Origin of the sequence: Stutzerimonas tarimensis (assembly GCF_042648805.1) — a bacterium.
In the GTDB taxonomy this organism is placed as follows: Bacteria; Pseudomonadota; Gammaproteobacteria; order Pseudomonadales; family Pseudomonadaceae; genus Azomonas; species Azomonas tarimensis.
Window position 1 is genome coordinate 63,592 of record NZ_JBHRXZ010000003.1, and the last position, 20,644, is coordinate 84,235.

Consider the following 20,644-nt stretch of genomic DNA (forward strand, 5'->3'; position numbering starts at 1 on the left):
GCAGGAAGAACTGGCTGTATCCCATATGCTCCACCATGACCCCCGAGTAGCCGCCGAGCACCCTCGGCAAGAGCATCATCAGCGAGCTGAGCAGAGCGTACTGGGTCGCGGAGAACTTCAGGTTGGTCAGGCTGGAGAGATAGGCCACGAACGCGGTCGAGGCTAGCCCGGCGCTGAAATTGTCGAAGGATATGGTCAGGACCAGCATCTGCAGGTCGGCACCGCGGCCGGCCAGGATCATGAACAGCAGGTTGGTTGCCGCCGACGCGAAGCCGCCAAGAAAGAGAATCGGCAGGATGCTGAAACGCACGATCAGCAGGCCACCGGCGGCCGCTCCGAGCAGGGTCATCACCAGGCCGAACAGCTTGCTGACGCTGGCGATCTCGTCCTTGGTGAATCCCTGGTCGATATAGAAGACGTTGGCCATCACCCCCATAACCGTATCGGACATGCGATAGGTGGCGATCAGTCCGAGCAGGATCAGCGCCTGCCAGCGATAGCGCACGATGAAGTCGCTGATCGGTGTCATCACGGGTGACATGAGTACGCGGCCCGGCGCCGACAGGCATGCGGTGCTGATCAGCAGGTACATGGTGCCGCGCGGCCAGTAACCACCCCAGTAGGACTGGAACATGCCTGTGGTGGCCACCAGCAGGATGATCAGCACGATCACCGAGACAGCCTGGTGCGCGAAGTCGGTCTGGGTCGGCTTCTGGCGCAGGCGGGCGTCCTTGAGGATGTGTCGGACCGGCACCAGCAGCGAGCGGCCGGCAGGCGACAGCGAGCCGGCGATGAACAGGGCATAGAGCAGGGCCCGTGGCCAGGCCTGGGCGATCAGCGCGTTGATCATCGCCGGCACCGAGATCAGCAGCACCAACAGCAGGCCGATGGAGGCCAGTTGCAGGTTGAAGCTGTGCACCGGGGCGTTGACCACCTGAGGTGACGCCTGCGGCTCGCGAATGACCAGGCTGGTGATCAGCCCCGGTACGATCAGCAGGGCGAAGGCCAGATAAGTGAGGGTCCAGGCGCCCGCATCATAGTCCAGCCCTGTGGAACCCAGCCACTCCGCCAGAAACAGCGCCCCTGCGCTGGCCAGCAGCATCGCGACCCGGTAGCCGGTCATGTAGGTGGCCGCCAGGGTGGCCTGCAGATGGTCCTCGGCGATTTCCAGCCGGTAGGCGTCGATGGCGATGTCCTGGGTCGCCGAGGAGAAGGCCACCACGACCGCGAAGGCGATCATCAGGGTCAGGTTCAACTGCGGGTCGCACAGGGCCATGCCGACCAGGCCAAGGGCGATCGAAATCTGCGAGAACACCAGCCAGGAGCGTCGCCGTCCGAGGCGCCCGAGCCCGGGGAGCCGCCACTGATCGAGCATCGGCGACCAGACCCATTTGAAGGCATACGCCAGGCTTATCCAACTGGCGAAGCCGATCGCCTCGCGTGACACACCCGCTTCGCGCAACCAGACCGACAGCGTGGAAAACACCAGGACGGCGGGCAGGCCGGCAGCAAAGCCGAGCAGCAGCAGGGCCATCGAGGCCGGGCTGGCATAGGCGGCCAGCGCCTCGCGCCAAGAACGATCGGGCATAGGGAAAAGCCGGTCTGAAACTACAAATACAGGGGCTGCACTCTAACCGTTGCGCTCCGCGGAAAGCCAGCCGTGGACGCGCATGTTCACCCGGTCATTGACCAACTGCACACCTTCTTTCCGCAGGCGCGCCCGCTGCCGCTCGCCTGCCGGCGTTCCGGCGGCGAGGGCGAGGCGCCCGTCGGCGCCCACTACCCGATGCCAGGGCAAGGTGCTGTCTGCGGGCAGCCGCCCGAGCGCCCGGCCCACCCAGCGCGCGGCATTGCCCAAGCCGGCCAGACGTGCCAGTTGGCCGTAACCTACCACGGAACCGGCGGGCAGCCGGGCCAGGGTGGTGAAGAGTGCTTGCTCCCGTTCGTCGGGTGAATTGAAGCCAGCGCTGGCTGTCATGAATCGCCCCGCGCTCCAGTCCGAGCGGGCTCTGGAGCAGGCTGGCCGGGAAGGGAACTGCCCCATCTGCCAGCATGCAGGGGCTTGTGCCGTCGCTTGCCTGTCGGCATTCCTCGGAGATAATGGCCGCTTCGTTTTCTACCAGGTTGCTCTGCCTTTCCCATGTCGACCCGCCCGCTGCTGTGCCTGCTGTTCACTGTATGTACCGCCTCTGTATGTACCACCTCTGCTCTTGCCGATACGGTCTGGATGAAAAATGGCGATCGCCTGACCGGCAAGGTCACGCTGCTCGACGGTGGACGCCTGCTGATCGAGACGAAGTATGGCGGCTCGATTCCTCTGCAATGGAGCCAGATCGCTACTCTCGAGGCTGACCGCCCCATGCGCGTCCAGCGCGACGGCATCGCCGACGACCAGCTGTATTCGCTGCGATCCTCCGAGTCGGGGCAGGTCCTGCTGGTGTCCGGTGAACAGGCCCAGGCGGTTGCACTCGCCAGCATCGACCAGATCATGCGCCCCAAACCAGTGGTGCCCGACCTGCGCTGGGAGGGCAACATCGATGTGGGGCTGGATTACAAGCGCGCCGAAACCGATACCGACAATTATCGCGTGCTGCTCGACACCGGGGCGCGCCATGGTCCGTGGCGTCACAACCTGCGGGCCCGTTACCACCGCGAATACAATGACGGTGTGACGGTGACCGACAACTGGCAGTCGGAGTACGCGCTCGACCGCTTCATCGATGAGCACTGGTTCTGGCAGGGGCGCCTGGACTATCGACATGATCAGGTCGAGGATGTACGTCGCCAGCGCACCATAGGTACGGGTCCCGGTTATCAGTTCTGGGACAACGAGCTGGGCGCTTTCTCGCTGGCCTCGCTGTTGAACCACAGCGTCTATGAGTATGCCGATGGCGATCGCGACAACTTCCAGCTGTTCGCCCTCAAGTGGAACTACAACCGTTATCTGGTCGGCAAGACCTTCGAGTTGTTCAGTCTTGGCGAGATCGGCAAGCCGTTGTCCAATGTAGCCGACTACACCTTCGACGGGGCCATCGGCCTGCGCTACAAGGTCACCGACTGGGCCTCGCTGCACATGCGGGCGGACAAGGACCTGATATCCGGCTCTCAGGGTACTCTGGACGAGACGCGCTACACCATTGGCTTCGGCATGGGATGGTAGTCGCCTGACCGGCCGGCCTGACGGAACGGGCTTGTTGAAGCCTGGAGTTACAGGGCACGCGCGAGGCGGGCTTGAATTCGCCCGTCGGCGGCGTCACCTTGCTTCTGCCGGAAGCCCTTCTTCCGAGGACCCACGATGCGATTCTTCTTCTTGCTGTTCCTGCTGTTTCCACTGGCCGAACTGGCGCTGCTGATCCGTGTGGGCAGCGCCATTGGCGTTTTGCCCACGCTTGGCCTGCTGGTGCTGGGCGGAGTAATCGGCGTGCTGTTGATGCGCCTGGCAGGATTTTCCACGGCCTGGCGCGCGCGCGAGCGGATCGCCCGGGGTGAGCTGCCGGAGCGGGAGATGCTGCAGGGCCTGGTGATGGTCATTGGGGGCGGCCTGATCTTCCTTCCAGGCTTTCTCAGCGACCTGCTGGGACTGCTGGTGCTGTTTCCGCCCACCCGGCGCATGATGCTGGGCCTGCTGCAGCGCAAGGTCGAGCTGCAGGTCCAGCGCCAGCGTGCCTTTCGCCAGGACTTCGAGAACAACACGCCTCCGCACCCGCAACGACCCCAGCGCCCGGACGTGATCGAAGGCGAGTGGGAGCGTCGCGACAAGTAAGCCACCCCGTGGGTCATCAAGGCACGCCTCGGCGTGCCTTTTTTTGCTCTGAAACCAACAAAAAAATTTTCACGCGCCCTTGAAATCCACTTTGCCGGCCGCATCTACGGGACACCGAAAGGTCGCTGTCGCAAAGCGAACAGTCCGTCTTACGCGGCGCGCGCAAGCGAGCCGCACCCGGCACTGCCGGAATTGCCAACCCGCCGATGGAGAGCCATCGGTATGGAAACACTCAGTTAGGAGAGATCGACAATGAAGCTTCGTCCTCTGCATGACCGCGTCGTGATTCGTCGCAGCGAAGAAGAAACCAAGACCGCAGGCGGCATCGTGCTGCCGGGCTCCGCTGCCGAAAAGCCGAACCGTGGCGAAGTCGTCGCTGTGGGCACGGGTCGCGTGCTGGACAACGGCGAAGTGCGCCCACTGGCAGTCAAGGTTGGTGACCAGGTCGTGTTCGGCCCCTATTCGGGCAGCAACACCGTCAAAGTTGACGGCGAAGACCTGCTGGTGATGGGCGAGAGCGAAATCCTCGCCGTCGTCGAAGCCTGATTACAGCAATCTCCGAATTCATCCGACAAGATTGAGGAACGATCAAAATGGCAGCTAAAGAAGTCAAATTCGGCGACTCCGCCCGCAAGAAGATGCTGGTTGGCGTGAACGTCCTGGCCGACGCGGTCAAGGCCACCCTCGGCCCGAAAGGCCGCAACGTGGTGCTGGAAAAGAGCTTCGGTGCTCCGACCATCACCAAGGATGGCGTCTCCGTTGCCAAGGAAATCGAGCTGAAGGATCGCTTCGAGAACATGGGCGCCCAACTGGTGAAGGACGTGGCTTCCAAGGCCAACGACGCCGCCGGTGACGGCACCACCACCGCTACCGTTCTGGCCCAGGCCATCGTCAACGAAGGCCTGAAGGCCGTCGCTGCCGGCATGAACCCGATGGACCTCAAGCGCGGTATCGACAAGGCCACCATCGCCATCGTCGCCGAGCTGAAGAACCTGTCCAAGCCCTGCGCCGACTACAAGGCCATCGCTCAGGTTGGCACCATCTCCGCCAACTCCGACGAGTCCATTGGCCAGATCATCGCTGAAGCGATGGAGAAGGTCGGCAAGGAAGGCGTCATTACCGTCGAGGAAGGCTCGGGCCTGGAGAACGAACTGTCGGTCGTCGAAGGCATGCAGTTCGACCGCGGCTACCTGTCGCCCTACTTCATCAACAAGCCGGACACCATGGTGGCCGAGCTGGACAGCCCGCTGCTGCTGCTGGTCGACAAGAAGATCTCCAACATCCGCGAGCTGCTGCCGGTGCTGGAAGGCGTCGCCAAGGCTGGCCGTCCGCTGCTGATCGTGGCCGAGGATGTCGAGGGCGAAGCCCTGGCCACTCTGGTGGTGAACAACATGCGTGGCATCGTCAAGGTCGCTGCGGTCAAGGCGCCGGGCTTCGGCGATCGCCGCAAGGCCATGCTGCAGGACATCGCCGTGCTCACCGGCGGTACCGTGATTTCCGAGGAAATCGGCCTGTCGCTGGAAACCGCTACCCTGGAGCACCTGGGTAACGCCAAGCGCGTCGTGCTGAACAAGGAAAACACCACCATCATCGACGGCGCCGGTTCTCAGGGCGACATCGAGGCGCGTGTTGCCCAGATTCGCAAGCAGGTCGAAGACACCACCTCCGACTACGACAAGGAAAAGCTGCAGGAGCGCCTGGCCAAGCTGGCCGGTGGCGTGGCAGTGATCAAGGTCGGCGCCGGTACCGAAGTCGAGATGAAAGAGAAGAAGGCCCGCGTCGAAGACGCCCTGCACGCGACCCGTGCTGCGGTCGAAGAAGGCGTGGTGCCTGGCGGCGGTGTTGCCCTGGTGCGCGCCCTGCAGGCCATTTCCGAGCTCCAGGGTGCCAACGAAGACCAGAACGTCGGTATCGCGTTGCTGCGTCGCGCCGTCGAGTCCCCGCTGCGCCAGATCGTCGCCAACTCCGGTGACGAGCCGAGCGTGGTGGTCGACAAGGTCAAGCAGGGTTCGGGCAACTACGGCTACAACGCTGCCACCAGCGAGTACGGTGACATGATCGAGATGGGTATTCTCGATCCGGCCAAGGTTACCCGTTCGGCGCTGCAGGCTGCAGCTTCGATTGGCGGCCTGATGGTCACCACCGAGGCGATGGTTGCCGAAGTGCCGGAAGAGAAGGGCGCTGGCGGCATGCCTGACATGGGCGGCATGGGTGGTATGGGTGGCATGGGCGGCATGATGTAAGCTGACCCCAAGCCCCGCTGTACGGAAAGCCCCGCCTTGCGCGGGGCTTTTTTTTCTTGGCGTCCTGTCCATCGGCAGGGCGTGGCGTTCACGATGGAGGAGAGGAATGTGCGCATCCTTCTGGTGGAAGACAACCGGGACATCCTGGCCAATCTGGTCGATTACCTGGAACTCAAGGGTTATACGGTCGACTGTGCCCAGGACGGTCTGAGCGGGCTGCATCTGGCGGTCACTCAGGAATACGACCTGCTGGTACTGGATGTGATGCTGCCTGGCCTGGATGGCTACAGTCTGTGCCAGCGACTCAGGGAAGAGGCGCGCAAGAGCACGCCGGTGATCATGCTCACCGCTCGAGATGCGCTGGATGATCGACTGCAGGGCTTTCGCTCCGGTGCCGACGACTACCTGCTCAAGCCGTTCGCGCTGTCGGAGCTGGCCGCACGAATCGAGGCGGTGATGCGCCGCGCCCAGGGCGGCGGCAAGCGCGAACTGAAGGTCGACGACCTCACCTACGATCTCGATACCCTCACGGTGGCCCGCGCCGGCAAGCCGCTCAAGCTCAACCCCATCGGCCTGAAGCTGCTCGCGGTGCTGATGCAGAAGAGCCCGCATCTGGTGCGCCGTGAGGCCCTGGAAGACGCCCTGTGGGGAGACGACTGCCCGGATAGCGACAGCCTTCGCAGCCATATTCACCAGCTGCGTCAGGTGATCGACAAGCCGTTCGAGCGGCCCTTGCTACAGACGGTGCATGGGCTTGGCTACCGCCTGGGTGGCGAATGAGAAAAGGTTTCAGGCCGAGCCTGGCCCAGCGCATCATCATTGCGTTTTTTCTCATGTCGCTGACCGTGGCCGGTACCTTCGCCGTGGGTACGGTGCTTACCGTCCATTTTCTCGAAGAGCGGCTGCTGTCCACCGAGCTGGGCGGTGATCTCGATCAGTTGCTGCTGATGGACAGCATGGACGACTGGCGGCATCAGCCGCGTCCCGACCAGTACTTCCATTTCGACGGCGGTCCTGGCCCCTTTGCCGTACCCGATGACGTCGTGCGCCTTCCGCAGGGCTTTCACGAGCTGTTCCGGGGCGACCAGGCCTTTCACGCCATGGTGCGGGAAGTGGACGGCCGTCGTTACGCGTTGCTGCAGGATCAGAGCGATTTTCGCCGTCGCGAGACATTGATGTATGCGGTGGTCTTCACCGGGCTGGTGCTCAGTCTGGTGCTGGCAGCCCTGCTCGGCTGGCTGCTGGCGCGGAAGGTCCTGGCGCCGGTGATGCGCCTGGCGCGGCAGGTGCGCCATCGCGACCAGTTGTTGGCCCTGGCGCCGCCGCTGGCACCCGATTACGCCCCGGACGAGGTGGGAGAGCTGGCGGCGGCTTTCGACCAGACCCTCACCCAGTTGCGCCAGGCGCTCAAGCGCGAGCAGCTGTTCACCAGTGACGTCAGCCACGAACTGCGCACCCCGCTGATGGTGCTGGCCAGTTCCGCCGAGCTGTTGTTGGAAAACCCGGCCCTGGACCCGCGAGCACGCAAGCAGGTCCTGCGGATCGCGCGGGCCAGTACCGATATGCGCGACCTGGTGCAGACCTTCATCCAGCTCGCCCGGGTGGAAACCGGTCAGCGCGCCCTGTCGCCTCAGGCAGATCTTGCCGAGGTCGCCGGCGAGCTGGTCGAGCACTGGCGGGAACCGATCGAGAGCAAGGGGCTGCGCTTCGACTATCATGCCGATGCCATGCCTCCGGGGCTGTACAACGCGCCTTTCCTGCGCGCGGTGCTCGGCAACCTGCTGCGTAACGCCTGGCATTACAGCGACAGCGGGCGTATCTGTCTGACGCTCACGGCGGTGGGGTTTGTTGTCGAGGACAGCGGCGCGGGTATCCCCGAGTCATTCCGCGAAGCAGTCTTCGAGCCGTTCGTGCGCGGCGAGCGCGAGCGCGGAGATGGCCTTGGCCTGGGCTTGTCGCTGGTGCAGCGGATCTGTGCGCACGAAGGGTGGGACATCCGGCTGCTTCCGGTGGCACCGCACGGCTGTCGTTTCGAGGTCAGGCTGATCTGACGCTTTTGACATTTTTTTCACCGGCGTTTGACAGAGCCATGACAGGCCAAGCCCTAGGATCTTGCCGTCTCCACAGCAAGGCTCCCGTATGTCACAGCCCATCGAACTGGAATTCTCCCGCAAGTACGACGCTGACCACGCCCGGCAGTATCTCGAAAAGCACCAGCACGGCCTGTTCCGCAGGCTGTCCCATTGGCGGGACCTGCAGCTCGCGCGACGGGCGCTGAAGGATGCCGGGGATCCCGGCCTGGTACTGGACCTGCCCTGCGGCGCCGGTCGGTTCTGGCCGATGCTGGCGGAAAAGCGCAACCGGGTGATCCTTGCTGCGGACAATTCCGAACACATGCTGCAAATCGCCTGTGCCGCGCAGCCGGCCGAGGTGGTACAGCGGGTGCAGACCTTCCAGACCTCGGCGTTCGCCATCGACCTGCCGGACAATGCGGTGGATTCGCTGTTCTGCATGCGCCTGTTGCACCATGTGGGCGATACGCTGGACCGTGCGCAGATGCTGCGCGAATTCCACCGTGTCACCCGGGACTCGATGATCCTGTCACTGTGGGTGGACGGCAACTACAAGGCCTGGAAGCGTCGACGCCTGGAGCGTCGGCGGCAGGCGCGGGGCGAAAACGAGGGGTACCAGAACCGTTTCGTGGTACCCCGCGCCAGCATCGAGCGAGAGTTCGTCTCGGCCGGCTTTCGCATCGATAGACACTACGATTTCATCCCCGGCTACGCCCTGTGGCGGGTCTATCTGCTGCGCAAGGTGTGAGGCATGGACGGTCTTGTGCGGGGCGTGGCCGATAGCGCCATGCCGGATTCCTTCGACCGCTGGCTGGGCTGCCCTGGTGAATGGGTCGAGGCACCCAACCAGCGCCGCGGCGGCCTCAGTGGGGTGCAACGCCTACAGGGTAGCGACGGACGGCTGCGCTACCGCAAGCAGCAGGTCGAACACTGCTACCGCGACTGGCGCCACCCCTTCGGCGAACCGACCATCCTTCGCGAGGCGCGCGCTTTCGAGGCCTTCGCTGCGCTCGGAGTACGGGTGCCGGCGCTGGTCTATTGCGGCACCCGGCGCGGGCTGGCAGGCCGCGAAGCCTTGCTGGTCACTGAGGCGCTGGCAGGATTCGACAGCCTGGAAAGTTGCTATGCCAGGCAAGCGCCGGCGGACTGGGGTGGGGAGCGGCACGCGGAGGTCTTTCGTCGGATAGGTGCTGTCCTGGCACGCCTGCATCTGGCGCGCTGGCAGCATGGATGCTTGTATCCAAAGCATATCTTCGTCCGGGTCGACGAAGGTCGTGCGGCCGAGGTGGCGCTGCTCGATCTCGAGAAGAGTCGCCGCCGACTCAGTCGCGGCCTGGCGGCACGACACGACCTTCGCCAACTACGCCGGCATGCCGATTGGGGCGCGCTGGAATGGGGCAACCTGGAAGCGGGTTATCGCGAAATCACCGGCCAGCCATTCGAGGGGTAACAACCATGCAGACCAGGGTCATTGGACGAATGCTGTTCGGCACAGCGGCGCTGGGCCTGTTGATGATTGCTTTCCTGAGCTGGACCGAGCCCAGGGCCCTGGTCATCCGTGACAACACCGGCTGGACGCCAGCACCGGCCGCCAATACCCCGGTTCCGGATATCCACCCCCAGCAATTGCTGCTGTTGCTGGGGGTGATGCAGCAGCGTGGCTAGGTTGCATCGCCTGGTCTCAGGCCAGCCTGAGGTGATTGTCCCAGAGGCCCGCGGGCAGGCTCAGCGGCTGGCTGACGAGCGCGCCTGAGCGGCAATCATAGAGGCGGCAGCGGCCCTGGCCAGAGCTGACGACGAAGCCTTGCTCGATCGCCGCGACGCCGGCGCAGTCGGCCAGGGGCACGTCCACCCTCAGCTCCGCGGTGTCCAGATCCCAGACAAAGAAGCGGTTACCGCGGGGAGCGGTGACTGCGACGAGGCGCAGCGCATCATTGATGGCGACGCTCGCGGTGTACTGGCGCATCACCTCACGCTGCGCCTCTCCCAGCGGGAAGGGCTGGAACGCTTCGCCGGGACGCTTGATCGCCAGCAGCGGGGCAGCGTGGTGGGGATCACCTTCGTATTGCTGCCCGGAGACGATGGTGCCGTCCCGCGCGACCGCGAGGTGGCGCACGCTGTTCATGGATTGCGGGAGCTGCTCCTTGCTGAGCAGCCTGCCGCTGCGATGCATGAGCACCAGGCTTGGCTCCATGCGCTCGAGGTTCATCATCTCGCGGCTGTCGGCCTCGGTGCGTATTCCACCGTTGGCGATCACCAGGCTGTCGCCATCGGGCATCCAGAGCAATTGATGCGGGCCGATGCCGTGGGTCGGGAACTCGTCGACCCGTTGCAGGCGATCGTCGCGCACCCGGTAGACGCCGACCAGCCCACGGCCGGCATCCCGAGTGTCATTCTCGGTGGCGTAAAACCATTCGCCGCTGTGGTGAAACACACCATGCCCGTAGAAGTGGCGTTCGGCGGGCGAGTGCAGCACCTGCAACAGCGAGCCATCGCGGGTGTCGATCAGGTAGCTTTCGCGTCCCGGGCGGCGTCCGACGAACACTGCGAGCGGGCGCTCGGGATGCATGTGGATGTCGTGGCAGCGGGCGTCGACGCGGGTGGCGAATACCTGTGTGCCGTCCAGGCGGTAGCCCACCGCGTAATGATTTCCCGCAGCGTCGTCACGCGCCGAGAGCAGCAGCGGCTGATTGTTGCGGTTGCTGTAGGTCAATCCACCCAATGCAGCCCCGGCGGCCAGGGTGGCGCTCAATGCCAGAAAAACTCGACGTTGCATGGTCAGTCTCCGTCGTGGGCATTGAAGCCTATCTGGATGCCCAACGCTCTGGCGAGCTCACCCTGGTGCAGCCGGTGCAGCACGTTGAGCTCGTCGTAGAGTGCATTGAGCCTTTCGCGACCGTCCTCAGTGGCGAGTAGTTCCGAGAGCGGTGCCTGCAGCTTCGCCAGGCGCTCGGAGACGGCGCCATAGGCGGCATCGATGCGCTCGGCCAGGGCCTGGTCTTCCAGTCGGCTGCGCAGCCCGTCCCCATTGGCACCTTGCCAGAGTGCACGAGCGCCCTCCACCGTTGCGCCGATGCTGGCCAGAGAGCGGCCACTACGCCAGGCTTCGGCCTGATAGGGTTGGGGAATGCCCTGGCCCGGCCGACCTAGGGGCTGGCCGAGCTTTTTCTTCAACCCGTCGAGGGCCGTGACCTGTACCCGCATCACGTCACCCAGGGCCTCGTCGCCATCGGCGTAGCGCTCGTTGGGAAAGCGGCTGAGCTGCGCGGTCATGCCGTCTGCCTGCCACTGTTCGAGAATGCGCCCGGACAGCGCTTGCTGATGCTCGCCGATGGCGACGATCAGCGGGCAGTAGCGCACACGGGTGTCACTGTCCTGGAGATCGATTTCAGGGTCGTAGACCACATATTCATAGGCCGTCAAGCCCTGCACCACGACACTGCCCTTTTCGATGTCGAGCGGTTGCGCCGGGTTCTGCAGTAGGGTGCGGACCTGGCGTGCCACCAGGTTCTTCTTGTCGGGCCAGAACTGCACCTGCCAGGCCAGATTGCCCTCCCCGAGCGGGCCGACCATCATTGCCTGCAGCCGAGACCAGGCGGTCTGTGCCTCGACGAAGCCCTGGCGCAGCGCGGCCAGATCCTCTGCTCCATCACAGAAGGCTGCTCCGCTCATTGCCAGGCGCTGGTTGCTCTGGTGCCACTGGGCATACGCCGGCAGCAGCACCCCGTCAGCCAGCGCAGCACTGGTTTCGACCCCGGGCTCATCACGGCCACAGGCGCTGACGAGCAGGGCCAGCCCGCCAATACCCAGCATCAAACGGGTGTTCTTCGCAAACATCGACTTCCTCCACAACCGGCGCTTCGCCCGGGGCTGGGTCACAGGGATTCAAGAAAGGCCAGCAGAGCTTCGCGCTGCTGACGGTCGAACTGGAGCACGGCTTGCCGGGCGGTTTCGGCTTCGCCGCCGTGCCAGAGGATCGCCTCCAGCAGGTTTCGCGCGCGGCCGTCGTGCAGGAACTGAGTATGGCCGTTCACCGTCCGGGTGAGGCCGATGCCCCACAGCGGCGCGGTTCGCCATTCGCGGCCGCTGGCTTCGAACTCGCTGCGGTCATCGGCCAGGCCGTCACCCATGTCATGCAGCAGCAGATCGGTGTAGGGGCGAATCAGCTGTCCGGCCAATTCCGGCTCGGCCGCGTCGTCCGAGGTGACGAACGACGGCGTGTGGCACTTCTGGCAGCCCGCGCGGTGAAACAGTGTCTTGCCTGCCAGAACCTGAGGGTCATCCACCTGGCGGCGCGCGGGCACGCCCAGGTGGCGGGTATAGAAAAGCACCTGGGCAAGGATCTGGTCGCTGACTTCGGGCGTCCCGCCGTCGACTGCCTGCAGGCAGTCACTTTGGTGGATGGTGCAGTTGGTCCCCGGCAGCAGGGTAGTGGACAGCCCCATATCGTTGAGGAAGGCGTCCGCGTTCTGCTGGTTGAGCGTCGGTTGTCCGGCCTTCCAGCCGAAACGGCCCAGCGCGGTGGTTCCAGTGGCGTGGTCGAAGACGCGATTGGGGCGGCCGGAGATGCCGTCTCCGTCGCGGTCTTCAGGGTCGGCATTGGCCAGGATCGCCGACTCGGGAATCGCCTCCAGCAGGCCCAGGCCAATCATGGGGGGCGCGATACGCAGTGAAAAACGGGTATCGGGATGCATCTCGCCGTAGCCCAGCCGATCGAGTTGCAGATGGGGCTTGCGCAGCTCCACTTCGGTACCGTCGGCAAAGCTCACCCGCTCGGTGCTGTAGCTCAGGCGTACACGCCCTTCGGGCGCCACGCCGGGGATCGCCATGTCCTGGAACTGGGTGCCATAGACCGGTTCGCCGACAACGCCATGTCTGTGCAGCTGTTCGGCATCCTCCGGTCCGGCAGGGATCGACAGACGCACCAGCATCGAGACGGCATTAAGGGCGTCCGGCCCAGGCGGGTGACCGCGTCCGTCCTTCAGATGGCAGTTCTGGCAGGCATTGGTGTTCAGCAGGGGGCCAAGGCCATCCCTCGCCGTGGTGCTGGACGGGGCAATCACCCAGGGGTTGCGAAAGAAGCTGTTGCCCACTGCAAAATCGAGCCGTCGGCTCGGTGAAAGATTGGCGGCGGGCATGGAGAACGCGTTCTGGTCGAACTTCATCACCGTTGCACTGCCCGCCGACAGCGCTTCGCCGGGCTCGGCGGCGGTGAAGTCTGGTATGTCCTCGCTACAGGCTGCCAGCAATGCCATCGGCAGCAGCGACAACAGGCGGCGGAGCGGCCGGGACATGAAACTCACCTTTCCCTGGGAAAGCTCAATGGTAACAGCGCAGCCTCGGTTCAATAAGAGGAATTTTCATTTGATAACCGCTCTCTGGAATGGCGAAAGCCCCGGCATGCGGGGCTTTCGCTCTGCCTTTGCAAAAGCGCGGCAAGGCGCCGCACCTCAGGGCCAGGTCAGAATGTGTGCTCAGCCGTGTCGGGATTCAGATCGTTGATACCGAGGCTGCCTGCTGCGCGCTCGATCGACGCGGTCTGCGCCACGAGCGCCGCGATGGCTTCGCGGATCAGCGCGTGGCCTTCGGTGTTTTCCGGGGCAATCAATTGATCGAAGGCCTGGCCGTCCTCGGCACTGTCCACCAGGGCCTGGAGACGCGCTTCGGTGGTTTCCAGATCGGAGCGGATCTGCGCGTCCACCGCCGGGTCGGCGGCAGCCACCAGGGAAGACAGGCTGGCGCCGGTCAGCACAGAGCCGTCCACTCGCTGGTACTCGCCGAGGTAAACGTTGCGAATGCCGCGGCCATTGTAGAAGTGCGCGTTATGGGTGTTGTCGCTGAAGCAGTCATGCTCGTCTTCGGTCGAATTCGCTTCCAGGGCTACCTTCATGCGCTCGCCGGCAAGTTCGCCGAGCGACAGGCTGCCCATGCCAAAAAGTACCTTGCGCAGTCCGTTGTCGGCCGGCTCAGCGATGAGCGAGGCGCGATAGTTGTCGTCGACATCGGGTTGCCATTGCCCGACCATTTCCGCCAGATCGTCGATCAGCAGGTCGGTGACGACCTTGAGATAGGTGCGGCGGCGGTCGCAGTTGCCACCGGTGCAGCCGTCGCCGACGACATAGTCAGTGGCCGGACGCTCACCGGCGCCAGGTCCGGTGCCATTGAGGTCCTGGCCCCAGAGCAGAAATTCGATGGCGTGGTAGCCGGTGGTGACGTTGGCCTCCGAACCGGCCAGCTCGTTCAGGCTGGCAAGCAGTTCGCCTGTGAGTTCGCTGACGTCGATCTGCTCCTCGCCGATCTGGATCTGCCTGTTGGCGATGATGTTCGCGGTGGCACCAGGGTTGCCGAGGGCATGGTCGTAATCCTCGGCCACGTAGTCGATAAGGCCTTCGTCGAGAGGCCAGGCATTGACCTGGCCTTCCCAATCGTCCACCACCGGGTTGCCGAAGCGGAACACTTCGGTCTGCATGTAGGGAACGCGAGCGCTGATCCAGGCTTCACGTGCCGCCAGCAGCGTTGCCTCGGTCGGCTCGGCGAGCAGGTTGTCGATGGCTTCCTGCAGCAGCAGGCCCATCTGGTGGGCGTCGCTGAAGGCCGCCAGGGCAAGGTCGGCATAGTGAGCCACCACCGCCTCGGCGGCGGCCTCGTCGACATTCGCGGCGGTCTGTGCAGGCTCGCCCGGCTGTGCGGCGGACGTCTGCGGGGCTGCAGTCTGGCCGGTGACTTCCGTGTCGTCACCGCAGCCGGCGAGGGTAATGGCGGCGGCGAGCAGACTGGCGCTGGCCCAGTGAGGGGTACGAAGCATTGGCATATTCCTTGTGCGTTACAGGCGATTCGAACGATAACTGCTGCAAAGCATAATGCGAAAGATTTGCATCATTGAAAAGCGGTGTGAAAAGAATCGCGGTCTCGCAGCAGGGTAAAGTTAAACTGCCATCACATCTGGTGGAAACCTGCAAGCAGTACATGACCTACGAAAGTGTCACCCTGGAGGGGGTGACCGCTGCTCGTGGTGCGGTTGCCAGTGCGCGTGCGCGAGGTGATGTGACGGCCGTGGGGCAGGCCGAAACGGCGTTGCGTGCCGGGCTTGGTCAGTTGTTCGCGGTGGCCGAGAATTATCCTCAGCTCAGGGCGAGCGACAGCTTCCAGCACCTACAGCAGCGGATCAGCGGGTTGGAAAGCGGAATCGCCGACCGCCGCGAGCTGTACAACGAGGCGGTCAGTCTGAACAACGTACGCATCGAACAGTTTCCCGATGTGCTGCTGGCCCGCGCGTTTGGCTTTGGCCCGGTGCCCCTGCTGCAGTTCAGCGAGGCGGAAAGGGCGGGCGTGAACCTCAAGGCAGTCTTCGGTTGATCCTTGGCTCGGTCCTGCTGCAGGTTGCGGCCTCCGGCGCGACCTGTCTGTTTGCCGGCTGGATGAGCATTCGCCGAGTGTCGCGCGCGAGGCACCTGCTCGATACGCCCACATCGCGGATACGCTCGGCCGCGCAGGGCTACGTGGAGCTCAACGGTATGCTGCTGTCGGGACCCGAAGGGGAGCTCCTTGCCCCGCTGACCGGCAAGGCGTGCGTCTGGTGGCGCTATCGCATCGAGGAGTACCGCTCGAGCGGCAGGAGCCGCGCCTGGCGGACCCTCGAGCGCGGTAGCAGCGATGCCTTGCTGCGCTTCACCGATGGCGCCGGCGAATGCCTCATCGATCCGCAGGGGGCCGAGGTGCTACCTGCGCAAAAGCAGGTGTGGACCGGCCAGTCACGTCACCCTGGCGGTCACTCCTCTGGTACCGGTTCGGCCAGCGCTACCGTTACACCGAGGAACGCCTGCAGGTCGACGACCCACTCTACGCCATCGGTGAGTTCCGCAGCCTTGGCGGTGCGCGCGAGGCATTCGATCTGCAGGCGGCCAAGCGCGACATCATCCGTGAGTGGAAAGGTGATTTCGCTGGCCTGCTGTGCGGCCTCAGCCGATCTGCGTGGTCGGTTGTAGCAGCGCTTCGAGCTCTTCGCTCGGTAGTGGTTTGCTGTACAGGTAGCCCTGTACCTCGTGACAGCCCTGGGCGATGAGGAAGCGTTCCTGGTCCCTGCTTTCCACGCCCTCGGCCACCACTCGCATGCCCAGGCTGGTGCCGAGCTGAATGACTGCCCGCACGATACTGGAGTCGTCCTCATCCTCGCTGAGATCGCGGACGAAGCTCTTGTCGATCTTGATCTTGTCCACCGGCAGGCTCTTGAGATAACTCAGCGAGGAATAACCTGTCCCGAAGTCATCGATGGCTATCAGCGCACCTGCGTCGCGCAGGCGATGGAGGATGGTGGCCGCGCTGTCGATGTCTTCCATCAGCACGGTTTCGGTGACCTCGACTTCCAGACTTTCCGCCGGCAGCCCGTAGCGGCGCAGCAGATCGCCAATCAGCTTCGGGGTGGACTCATGGTAGAGCTGCACCGTCGACAGGTTGACTGCCATGCGTAGCCCCGTCAGGCCGTCGTCGTGCCACCGGCGTAGCTGTCTGCAGGCCTGGTCGAGTACCCATTCGCCGATGCGGATGATGCTGCCGTTTTCTTCGGCCAGGGGGATGAAAAGGTCTGGTGGTATCAGCCCCTTGTGCGGCAAGCGCCAGCGCAACAAGGCTTCGACTCCTACGATGCGCTGCTGCGCCAGATCCAGCTGCGGCTGATAGACCAGGTGAAACTGCTGGCGGGTCAGTGCCTCGGCGAGTTCTTCCTGCAGTTCGCGGCGCTGGCGAATCCGGCTGTCGAGGTCGGCCACATAGAACTGGTAGCGGCTGCGTGAACGCTGTTTGGCCAGCGTCATGGTCTGCTCGGCCTTCTGCAGCAACTTCTCGGCGGTCTCGCCGTCCTCCGGGAACAGGGTGATGCCGATGGTGGCGCGCAAGCGTACTGTCCGCTGCTGCAACACAAAGGGTGTCTCAAGGTGTTCGAGGATGCGATCGGCCAGCTCTGCCGCTTCGTAGGGCTGCGCGATGCCCGGCTGGACCAGCGCGAACTCATCTCCACCAAGCCGTGCCAGCATCATCTGCTGCCCGCCCTGGACCCGCAGTCGTTCGGTCAGGGCGACCAGCAGCTGGTCGCCGAACAGGTAGCTGAAGCGTTCGTTGATACCCTTGAAGTCATCCAGACCGATACAGAGCACGGCGATACGTTGCTGTTGCTTGCGACATTCGGTTAGCACAGGCGCCAGGCGTTCCTGCAACTGCTGCCGGTTCGGCAACCCGGTCAACAGATCGTACTGGGACATGCGCTGGAGATCGTCTTCCGCTTCCCGGCGCAGCCGCAGGTTACGCTCGATGGAGGCCAGCAGGCCGTTTGCGGTCTTGACCCAGAGGCCCAGCTCGTTGTCTTCATGGCCCTTGAACAAGGGCAGCTTGTGCTGGCTGGGGTGGTCCGGGTTGATGCGCACCAGATGCTCGACCAGATGCTGCAGCGGGCGTGTCAGCAGCCATTGGTAGATGAGGTAGAGAATCAGTCCGAGGATCAGCGCCCTGGCCACCCCCACGACAACGATGACCAGCGAGTGATGAAGGAAGGCCTCGCCGTACACGGCGGTGTCGAGGGTGATGTCCAGATCGCCGTAGTATTCGCTCTTCGGCTCACGGCCGATGAGGGCGATGGAGAATGTTCGCTCCTGGGCCAGGATCGGGTCGGTCAGCCAGCGGGCCGGCAGGTTGGCCAGCGGGCGTATCTTTTCCGCCAGCGACTCCTCGTCAGGGTGGCCGATAGCGGCATAGCGCATCGCTTCATGCTCGAACAGGCCTTCCATGACCTGTGTACCCATTTCCCGGTCGAGGCTGTAGATGGCCTGGGTTGCAGGGCCACGGGCCATGCGCAGGATGCGCTGGGCGTCCGCCTCGATGAGCTGGTGGGTCTGGTAGGAATCGAAGACGATCTGCGCCAGGCTCAGGACGAAGCCCACCGAGAGGGTGGCGAGCAATACCACGCGCAACAGCTTCAATGACAAGCGGTTTCGCAACTGCTGCTTCACTCGTCTTTTCCTTGAGTCGCCCGCCGTGTTTGGCAGAAGCCGATGAAACGCCCCTTTGGAGGGGCGTGTACGACCCCCTTGTTAGCAGCTGGCAGGCCTGCTGGCAATATCATCGTGCCTGGCTGGCCGTGTTTGGTTAGCTGTTTCGGCTATCGATAAAAAAGCCCGTGTCCCAAGGGGGCACGGGCAGCGGCGCAGCGGCGAGGCAGGGCCTCGCCCGGGTACTCAGCCGGCGAAGTTCTTCGCCACGAAGTCCCAGTTGACCACGTTCCAGAACGCCTCGACGAATTTCGGACGCGCGTTGCGGTAGTCGATGTAGTAGGCATGCTCCCAGACATCGCAGGTCAGCAGAGCCTTGTCGCCGGAGGTCATGGGGGTTCCGGCATTGCTGGTGCTGACCAGGCCGACGGTGCCGTCCGACTTCTTCACCAGCCAGGCCCAGCCGGAGCCGAAGGTGGTGACGGCAGTCTTGCTGAACTCTTCCTTGAACTTGTCGAAAGAGCCGAACGCAGCATTGATGGCCTCGGCCAGTTCGCCGGTGGGCTCGCCGCCGCCGTTGGGCGCCATGCAGTTCCAGAAGAAGGTGTGGTTCCAGACCTGGGCGGCATTGTTGAACACGCCACCGGACGAGGTCTTGATGATGGTTTCCAGGTCCTTGCCTTCGAACTCGGTGCCCGGCACCAGGTTGTTCAGGTTGGTCACGTAGGTCTGGTGATGCTTGCCGTGGTGGAATTCGAGGGTCTCGGCGGAGATGTGCGGCTCAAGGGCGTTCTTTTCGTAGGGCAGCGGCGGCAATTCGAAAGCCATGGTTATTCTCCTCAGGGGTACTGTACGGTCAGCTAGATAAGGTCAGGTCGTACTGCTTGGGGATGGCCAGGGCCAGCAGGCCCGGTCACGTTGCATGGACGTGGCCATCACCTCGGCCGAACCGGCAACCAGGCGGGCCCGGCTGCACAAGGGGTCGATCATAGCACCGGGCCTGCAGCAAAACCACGCGCCAGGGCCGTTCTGAAAGGATGCTCCCGGCTGCTCGGGCAATGGACCGTTAGCGCGCGAAGCTGTTCCCCTTCAGGTGTGGATACGCTGGCCCCGGTAGATCAGCACCGGTCCGTGGTCCGGTGAAGACCGGGCAGGCGGTGTGATGGTGGGACGCTCCTCATGGTGGCTGTGCTCGGCCAGTCGTTGCCCTAACGCACGGGTTTCCGGGTCGCTGGATTGCTGGCAGGCGGCGATCATGGTGGCGATGGCGTCGGGTTGGCTCAGCCTGATCACAAGATTCTGCTCTGCCCGCAGCTTGCGTCTGAGGCTTTGCATGCAATCGAGAACGGCCTTGTTGAGTTCCATTTCCTTATCCTCCTGTTTCGCGCCACGCCACGCGAGTTCGGCGGCTCGACTTTCAAATACTACCAAGCAGTATCTGTGCCATTTATATTAAACGTCGCTGGGCCTGCAGTAGGGCGCGGTTCCATCCTTCTGTCTGCGACCTGGGGCGCGCGCGTGCGGCCTAATGACACCCCGGCACGCCTGCACGGCCGTCGGTTGCCTGCAATTGGTGCATCGAAGCGGTTGCTGCTCTACCGGTATACTCCTCGCTTTCGCTTAGAAGCTCAGGTGCCGCCATGCGTAACGATGCCAACGATGACCCCGACCGCGTGCCCAGCCTGAGCGTTCGCGAGAGCGATCGGCCTTACCCCGCACCGGAGTTCGAGCATCATCGCCAGGCGCCGGAGCTGCGACAGCCCCGAGACCGGCGGCGGCGAGGCAGCACGGGCTTGCTTTGGGCGCTTGTACTATTGCTCGGCGTTGCGCTGGGCCTCCAGGGGTGGTGGACATCGCGGCAGATCGCCTTGCTCGAAACCCAGCTCGTCGCCACCCAGGACAGCTTTGCGCGGATCAGTGAGGACGCGGCGGGTCGGCTGAGTGCCATTACCGGTCAGGTGGTGGCAGCGGAATCCACCGTCACCAGCGAAAGCGAGGCCGTGAAGCTGCGCATCGCCCAGCTGGAGCGGCAGGGTGCGGACTTCGAACGGCGTCAGCAGTTGCTGTTGAGTCAGCAGGAGTCCCTTGCTGACCAGCAGGGCGGGCAGACGCGGCGGTTGGAAGAGCAGATGGGTCGCCTGGACGAACAAGGCCGACGGTCCAGTGAGCAGGGACAGAGACTGGACCAGCTGGGTCAGGCGTTCCAGTCACAGCAGGCGGCGTTGGATGCCCTGGATCGACGGGCGGATGCCTTGGCCGCGGAGCAATCGAAATTACTCGAGGGTAACTTGGCACAGGGCACGCTCGACGCCTCGCTGGATACCCTGAGGCAGGAGATCACGGCGTTGGAGAAAGCGGCGGTGCCAAGACAGGTACTGGAGCGTCTCGAACAGGAAGTACTGGTTCTGCGCAGTGAGCTGGATGCAAGGCCCGCGACCCCGACAAGCTCCTTGGAGTTCGATGCGTTCCGAGCCCAGATGGCGCGCAATATCAATACATTGCAAAGTCAGGTTGCCAACTTGCAGGCTCAGATAAATGCTCGCCAGCAATAAGCGCCGGAATAAGAAGGCGCCCGCATAAGATCCCGAG

General features: G+C 63.9%; 19 protein-coding genes and 2 pseudogenes. 12 read left to right on the plus strand and 9 right to left on the minus strand.

Features of this window, described 5'->3' with window-relative positions:
- Both ACFOMF_RS02240 and ACFOMF_RS02245 read right to left on the minus strand, forming a co-directional pair.
- The coding region (locus tag ACFOMF_RS02240; RefSeq protein ID WP_386360794.1) for an AmpG family muropeptide MFS transporter at positions 1-1,588 on the minus strand (1,588 nt) is incomplete at its 3' end.
- Positions 1,589-1,630: 42 nt separating this feature from the next.
- The gene (locus ACFOMF_RS02245) at positions 1,631-1,978 is read right to left on the minus strand and encodes an MGMT family protein (protein ID WP_386360796.1); all 348 of its coding nucleotides are present in this window, start codon (positions 1,976-1,978) and stop codon (positions 1,631-1,633) included.
- A 162-nt stretch (positions 1,979-2,140) separates the two neighbouring features.
- Between ACFOMF_RS02245 and ACFOMF_RS02250 the strand changes: the two genes are divergently transcribed.
- The 9 genes from ACFOMF_RS02250 (at position 2,141) to ACFOMF_RS02290 (ending at position 9,743) form a co-directional block, all read left to right on the plus strand.
- Positions 2,141-3,160, plus strand: coding sequence for a DUF481 domain-containing protein (locus ACFOMF_RS02250; protein ID WP_386360798.1), 1,020 nt, complete (start codon positions 2,141-2,143; stop codon positions 3,158-3,160).
- Between the two features lie 135 nt (positions 3,161-3,295).
- Positions 3,296-3,763 (plus strand): FxsA family protein, encoded by a 468-nt coding sequence (locus ACFOMF_RS02255; RefSeq protein ID WP_386360799.1) that lies wholly within the window; start codon positions 3,296-3,298, stop codon positions 3,761-3,763.
- 252 nt (positions 3,764-4,015) lie between these two features.
- Positions 4,016-4,309, plus strand: a complete 294-nt coding sequence (locus ACFOMF_RS02260) for a co-chaperone GroES (protein WP_120994547.1) — start codon at positions 4,016-4,018, stop codon at positions 4,307-4,309.
- Between the two features lie 47 nt (positions 4,310-4,356).
- A complete protein-coding gene (gene groL / locus ACFOMF_RS02265) occupies positions 4,357-6,006 on the plus strand; it encodes a chaperonin GroEL (protein WP_386360801.1) in 1,650 nt (549 codons plus the stop codon).
- A 108-nt stretch (positions 6,007-6,114) separates the two neighbouring features.
- Positions 6,115-6,786, plus strand: a complete 672-nt coding sequence (locus ACFOMF_RS02270; RefSeq protein ID WP_386360803.1) for a response regulator transcription factor — start codon at positions 6,115-6,117, stop codon at positions 6,784-6,786.
- A complete protein-coding gene (locus ACFOMF_RS02275) occupies positions 6,783-8,057 on the plus strand; it encodes a sensor histidine kinase (RefSeq protein WP_386360805.1) in 1,275 nt (424 codons plus the stop codon). Before ACFOMF_RS02270 ends, ACFOMF_RS02275 begins: the two co-directional genes overlap by 4 nt.
- An 88-nt stretch (positions 8,058-8,145) precedes the next feature.
- Positions 8,146-8,826, plus strand: a complete 681-nt coding sequence (locus tag ACFOMF_RS02280; protein ID WP_386360807.1) for a class I SAM-dependent methyltransferase — start codon at positions 8,146-8,148, stop codon at positions 8,824-8,826.
- Positions 8,827-8,829: 3 nt separating this feature from the next.
- On the plus strand, positions 8,830-9,528 hold the full coding sequence (locus tag ACFOMF_RS02285; RefSeq protein ID WP_386360808.1) for a lipopolysaccharide kinase InaA family protein: 699 nt from the start codon (positions 8,830-8,832) through the stop codon (positions 9,526-9,528).
- A 5-nt stretch (positions 9,529-9,533) separates the two neighbouring features.
- Entirely contained in the window at positions 9,534-9,743 is a 210-nt protein-coding gene (locus ACFOMF_RS02290; protein ID WP_386360809.1) for a hypothetical protein, read from the plus strand.
- A gap of 16 nt (positions 9,744-9,759) precedes the next feature.
- Here ACFOMF_RS02290 and ACFOMF_RS02295 read toward each other — a convergent pair whose 3' ends face one another.
- The 4 genes from ACFOMF_RS02295 to ACFOMF_RS02310 all read right to left on the minus strand — a co-directional run bounded on the left by ACFOMF_RS02295 (position 9,760) and on the right by ACFOMF_RS02310 (position 14,883).
- Complete coding sequence (locus tag ACFOMF_RS02295; protein WP_386360811.1) at positions 9,760-10,854, minus strand: DUF1513 domain-containing protein; 1,095 nt, start codon at positions 10,852-10,854, stop codon at positions 9,760-9,762.
- A 2-nt stretch (positions 10,855-10,856) separates the two neighbouring features.
- A complete protein-coding gene (locus ACFOMF_RS02300; protein WP_386360813.1) occupies positions 10,857-11,915 on the minus strand; it encodes an imelysin family protein in 1,059 nt (352 codons plus the stop codon).
- 38 nt (positions 11,916-11,953) lie between these two features.
- On the minus strand, positions 11,954-13,372 hold the full coding sequence (locus tag ACFOMF_RS02305) for a di-heme oxidoreductase family protein (protein WP_386360815.1): 1,419 nt from the start codon (positions 13,370-13,372) through the stop codon (positions 11,954-11,956).
- Between the two features lie 167 nt (positions 13,373-13,539).
- Entirely contained in the window at positions 13,540-14,883 is a 1,344-nt protein-coding gene (locus tag ACFOMF_RS02310) for an imelysin family protein (RefSeq protein WP_386360817.1), read from the minus strand.
- A gap of 74 nt (positions 14,884-14,957) precedes the next feature.
- Here ACFOMF_RS02310 and ACFOMF_RS02315 point away from each other — a divergent pair.
- Positions 14,958-15,434 (plus strand): annotated as a pseudogene (locus ACFOMF_RS02315) (LemA family protein); the annotation flags it as partial.
- Between the two features lie 62 nt (positions 15,435-15,496).
- A pseudogene (locus ACFOMF_RS02320) lies at positions 15,497-16,029 on the plus strand (GIDE domain-containing protein); the annotation flags it as partial.
- Positions 16,030-16,036: 7 nt separating this feature from the next.
- Here the strand turns inward: ACFOMF_RS02320 and ACFOMF_RS02325 are convergent.
- From ACFOMF_RS02325 to ACFOMF_RS02335, 3 genes are all read right to left on the minus strand, one after another.
- A complete protein-coding gene (locus ACFOMF_RS02325; protein ID WP_386360819.1) occupies positions 16,037-18,076 on the minus strand; it encodes a putative bifunctional diguanylate cyclase/phosphodiesterase in 2,040 nt (679 codons plus the stop codon).
- A gap of 225 nt (positions 18,077-18,301) precedes the next feature.
- Positions 18,302-18,883, minus strand: a complete 582-nt coding sequence (sodB, locus tag ACFOMF_RS02330) for a superoxide dismutase [Fe] (RefSeq protein ID WP_386360821.1) — start codon at positions 18,881-18,883, stop codon at positions 18,302-18,304.
- A 261-nt stretch (positions 18,884-19,144) separates the two neighbouring features.
- Positions 19,145-19,420 (minus strand): hypothetical protein, encoded by a 276-nt coding sequence (locus tag ACFOMF_RS02335; protein WP_386360823.1) that lies wholly within the window; start codon positions 19,418-19,420, stop codon positions 19,145-19,147.
- Positions 19,421-19,695: 275 nt separating this feature from the next.
- Here ACFOMF_RS02335 and ACFOMF_RS02340 point away from each other — a divergent pair, with 275 nt between their 5' ends.
- Positions 19,696-20,607 carry an ATPase gene (locus ACFOMF_RS02340; RefSeq protein WP_386360825.1) on the plus strand — a complete coding sequence of 304 codons (912 nt, stop codon included), beginning with the start codon at positions 19,696-19,698 and terminating at the stop codon, positions 20,605-20,607.
- The last annotated feature ends 37 nt before the right edge of the window (positions 20,608-20,644 follow it).

Bases quoted from the DNA above. Each gene is read 5' to 3' on its own strand.
- ACFOMF_RS02245 (WP_386360796.1), bottom strand. From the start codon at position 1,978: ATGACAGCCAGCGCTGGCTTCAATTCACCCGACGAACGGGAGCAAGCA.
- ACFOMF_RS02250 (WP_386360798.1), top strand. From the start codon at position 2,141: ATGTCGACCCGCCCGCTGCTGTGCCTGCTGTTCACTGTATGTACCGCC.
- ACFOMF_RS02255 (WP_386360799.1), top strand. From the start codon at position 3,296: ATGCGATTCTTCTTCTTGCTGTTCCTGCTGTTTCCACTGGCCGAACTG.
- ACFOMF_RS02260 (WP_120994547.1), top strand. From the start codon at position 4,016: ATGAAGCTTCGTCCTCTGCATGACCGCGTCGTGATTCGTCGCAGCGAA.
- groL (WP_386360801.1), top strand. From the start codon at position 4,357: ATGGCAGCTAAAGAAGTCAAATTCGGCGACTCCGCCCGCAAGAAGATG.
- ACFOMF_RS02275 (WP_386360805.1), top strand. From the start codon at position 6,783: ATGAGAAAAGGTTTCAGGCCGAGCCTGGCCCAGCGCATCATCATTGCG.
- ACFOMF_RS02280 (WP_386360807.1), top strand. From the start codon at position 8,146: ATGTCACAGCCCATCGAACTGGAATTCTCCCGCAAGTACGACGCTGAC.
- ACFOMF_RS02285 (WP_386360808.1), top strand. From the start codon at position 8,830: ATGGACGGTCTTGTGCGGGGCGTGGCCGATAGCGCCATGCCGGATTCC.
- ACFOMF_RS02290 (WP_386360809.1), top strand. From the start codon at position 9,534: ATGCAGACCAGGGTCATTGGACGAATGCTGTTCGGCACAGCGGCGCTG.
- ACFOMF_RS02295 (WP_386360811.1), bottom strand. From the start codon at position 10,854: ATGCAACGTCGAGTTTTTCTGGCATTGAGCGCCACCCTGGCCGCCGGG.
- ACFOMF_RS02300 (WP_386360813.1), bottom strand. From the start codon at position 11,915: ATGTTTGCGAAGAACACCCGTTTGATGCTGGGTATTGGCGGGCTGGCC.
- ACFOMF_RS02305 (WP_386360815.1), bottom strand. From the start codon at position 13,372: ATGTCCCGGCCGCTCCGCCGCCTGTTGTCGCTGCTGCCGATGGCATTG.
- ACFOMF_RS02310 (WP_386360817.1), bottom strand. From the start codon at position 14,883: ATGCTTCGTACCCCTCACTGGGCCAGCGCCAGTCTGCTCGCCGCCGCC.
- sodB (WP_386360821.1), bottom strand. From the start codon at position 18,883: ATGGCTTTCGAATTGCCGCCGCTGCCCTACGAAAAGAACGCCCTTGAG.
- ACFOMF_RS02335 (WP_386360823.1), bottom strand. From the start codon at position 19,420: ATGGAACTCAACAAGGCCGTTCTCGATTGCATGCAAAGCCTCAGACGC.
- ACFOMF_RS02340 (WP_386360825.1), top strand. From the start codon at position 19,696: ATGCGTAACGATGCCAACGATGACCCCGACCGCGTGCCCAGCCTGAGC.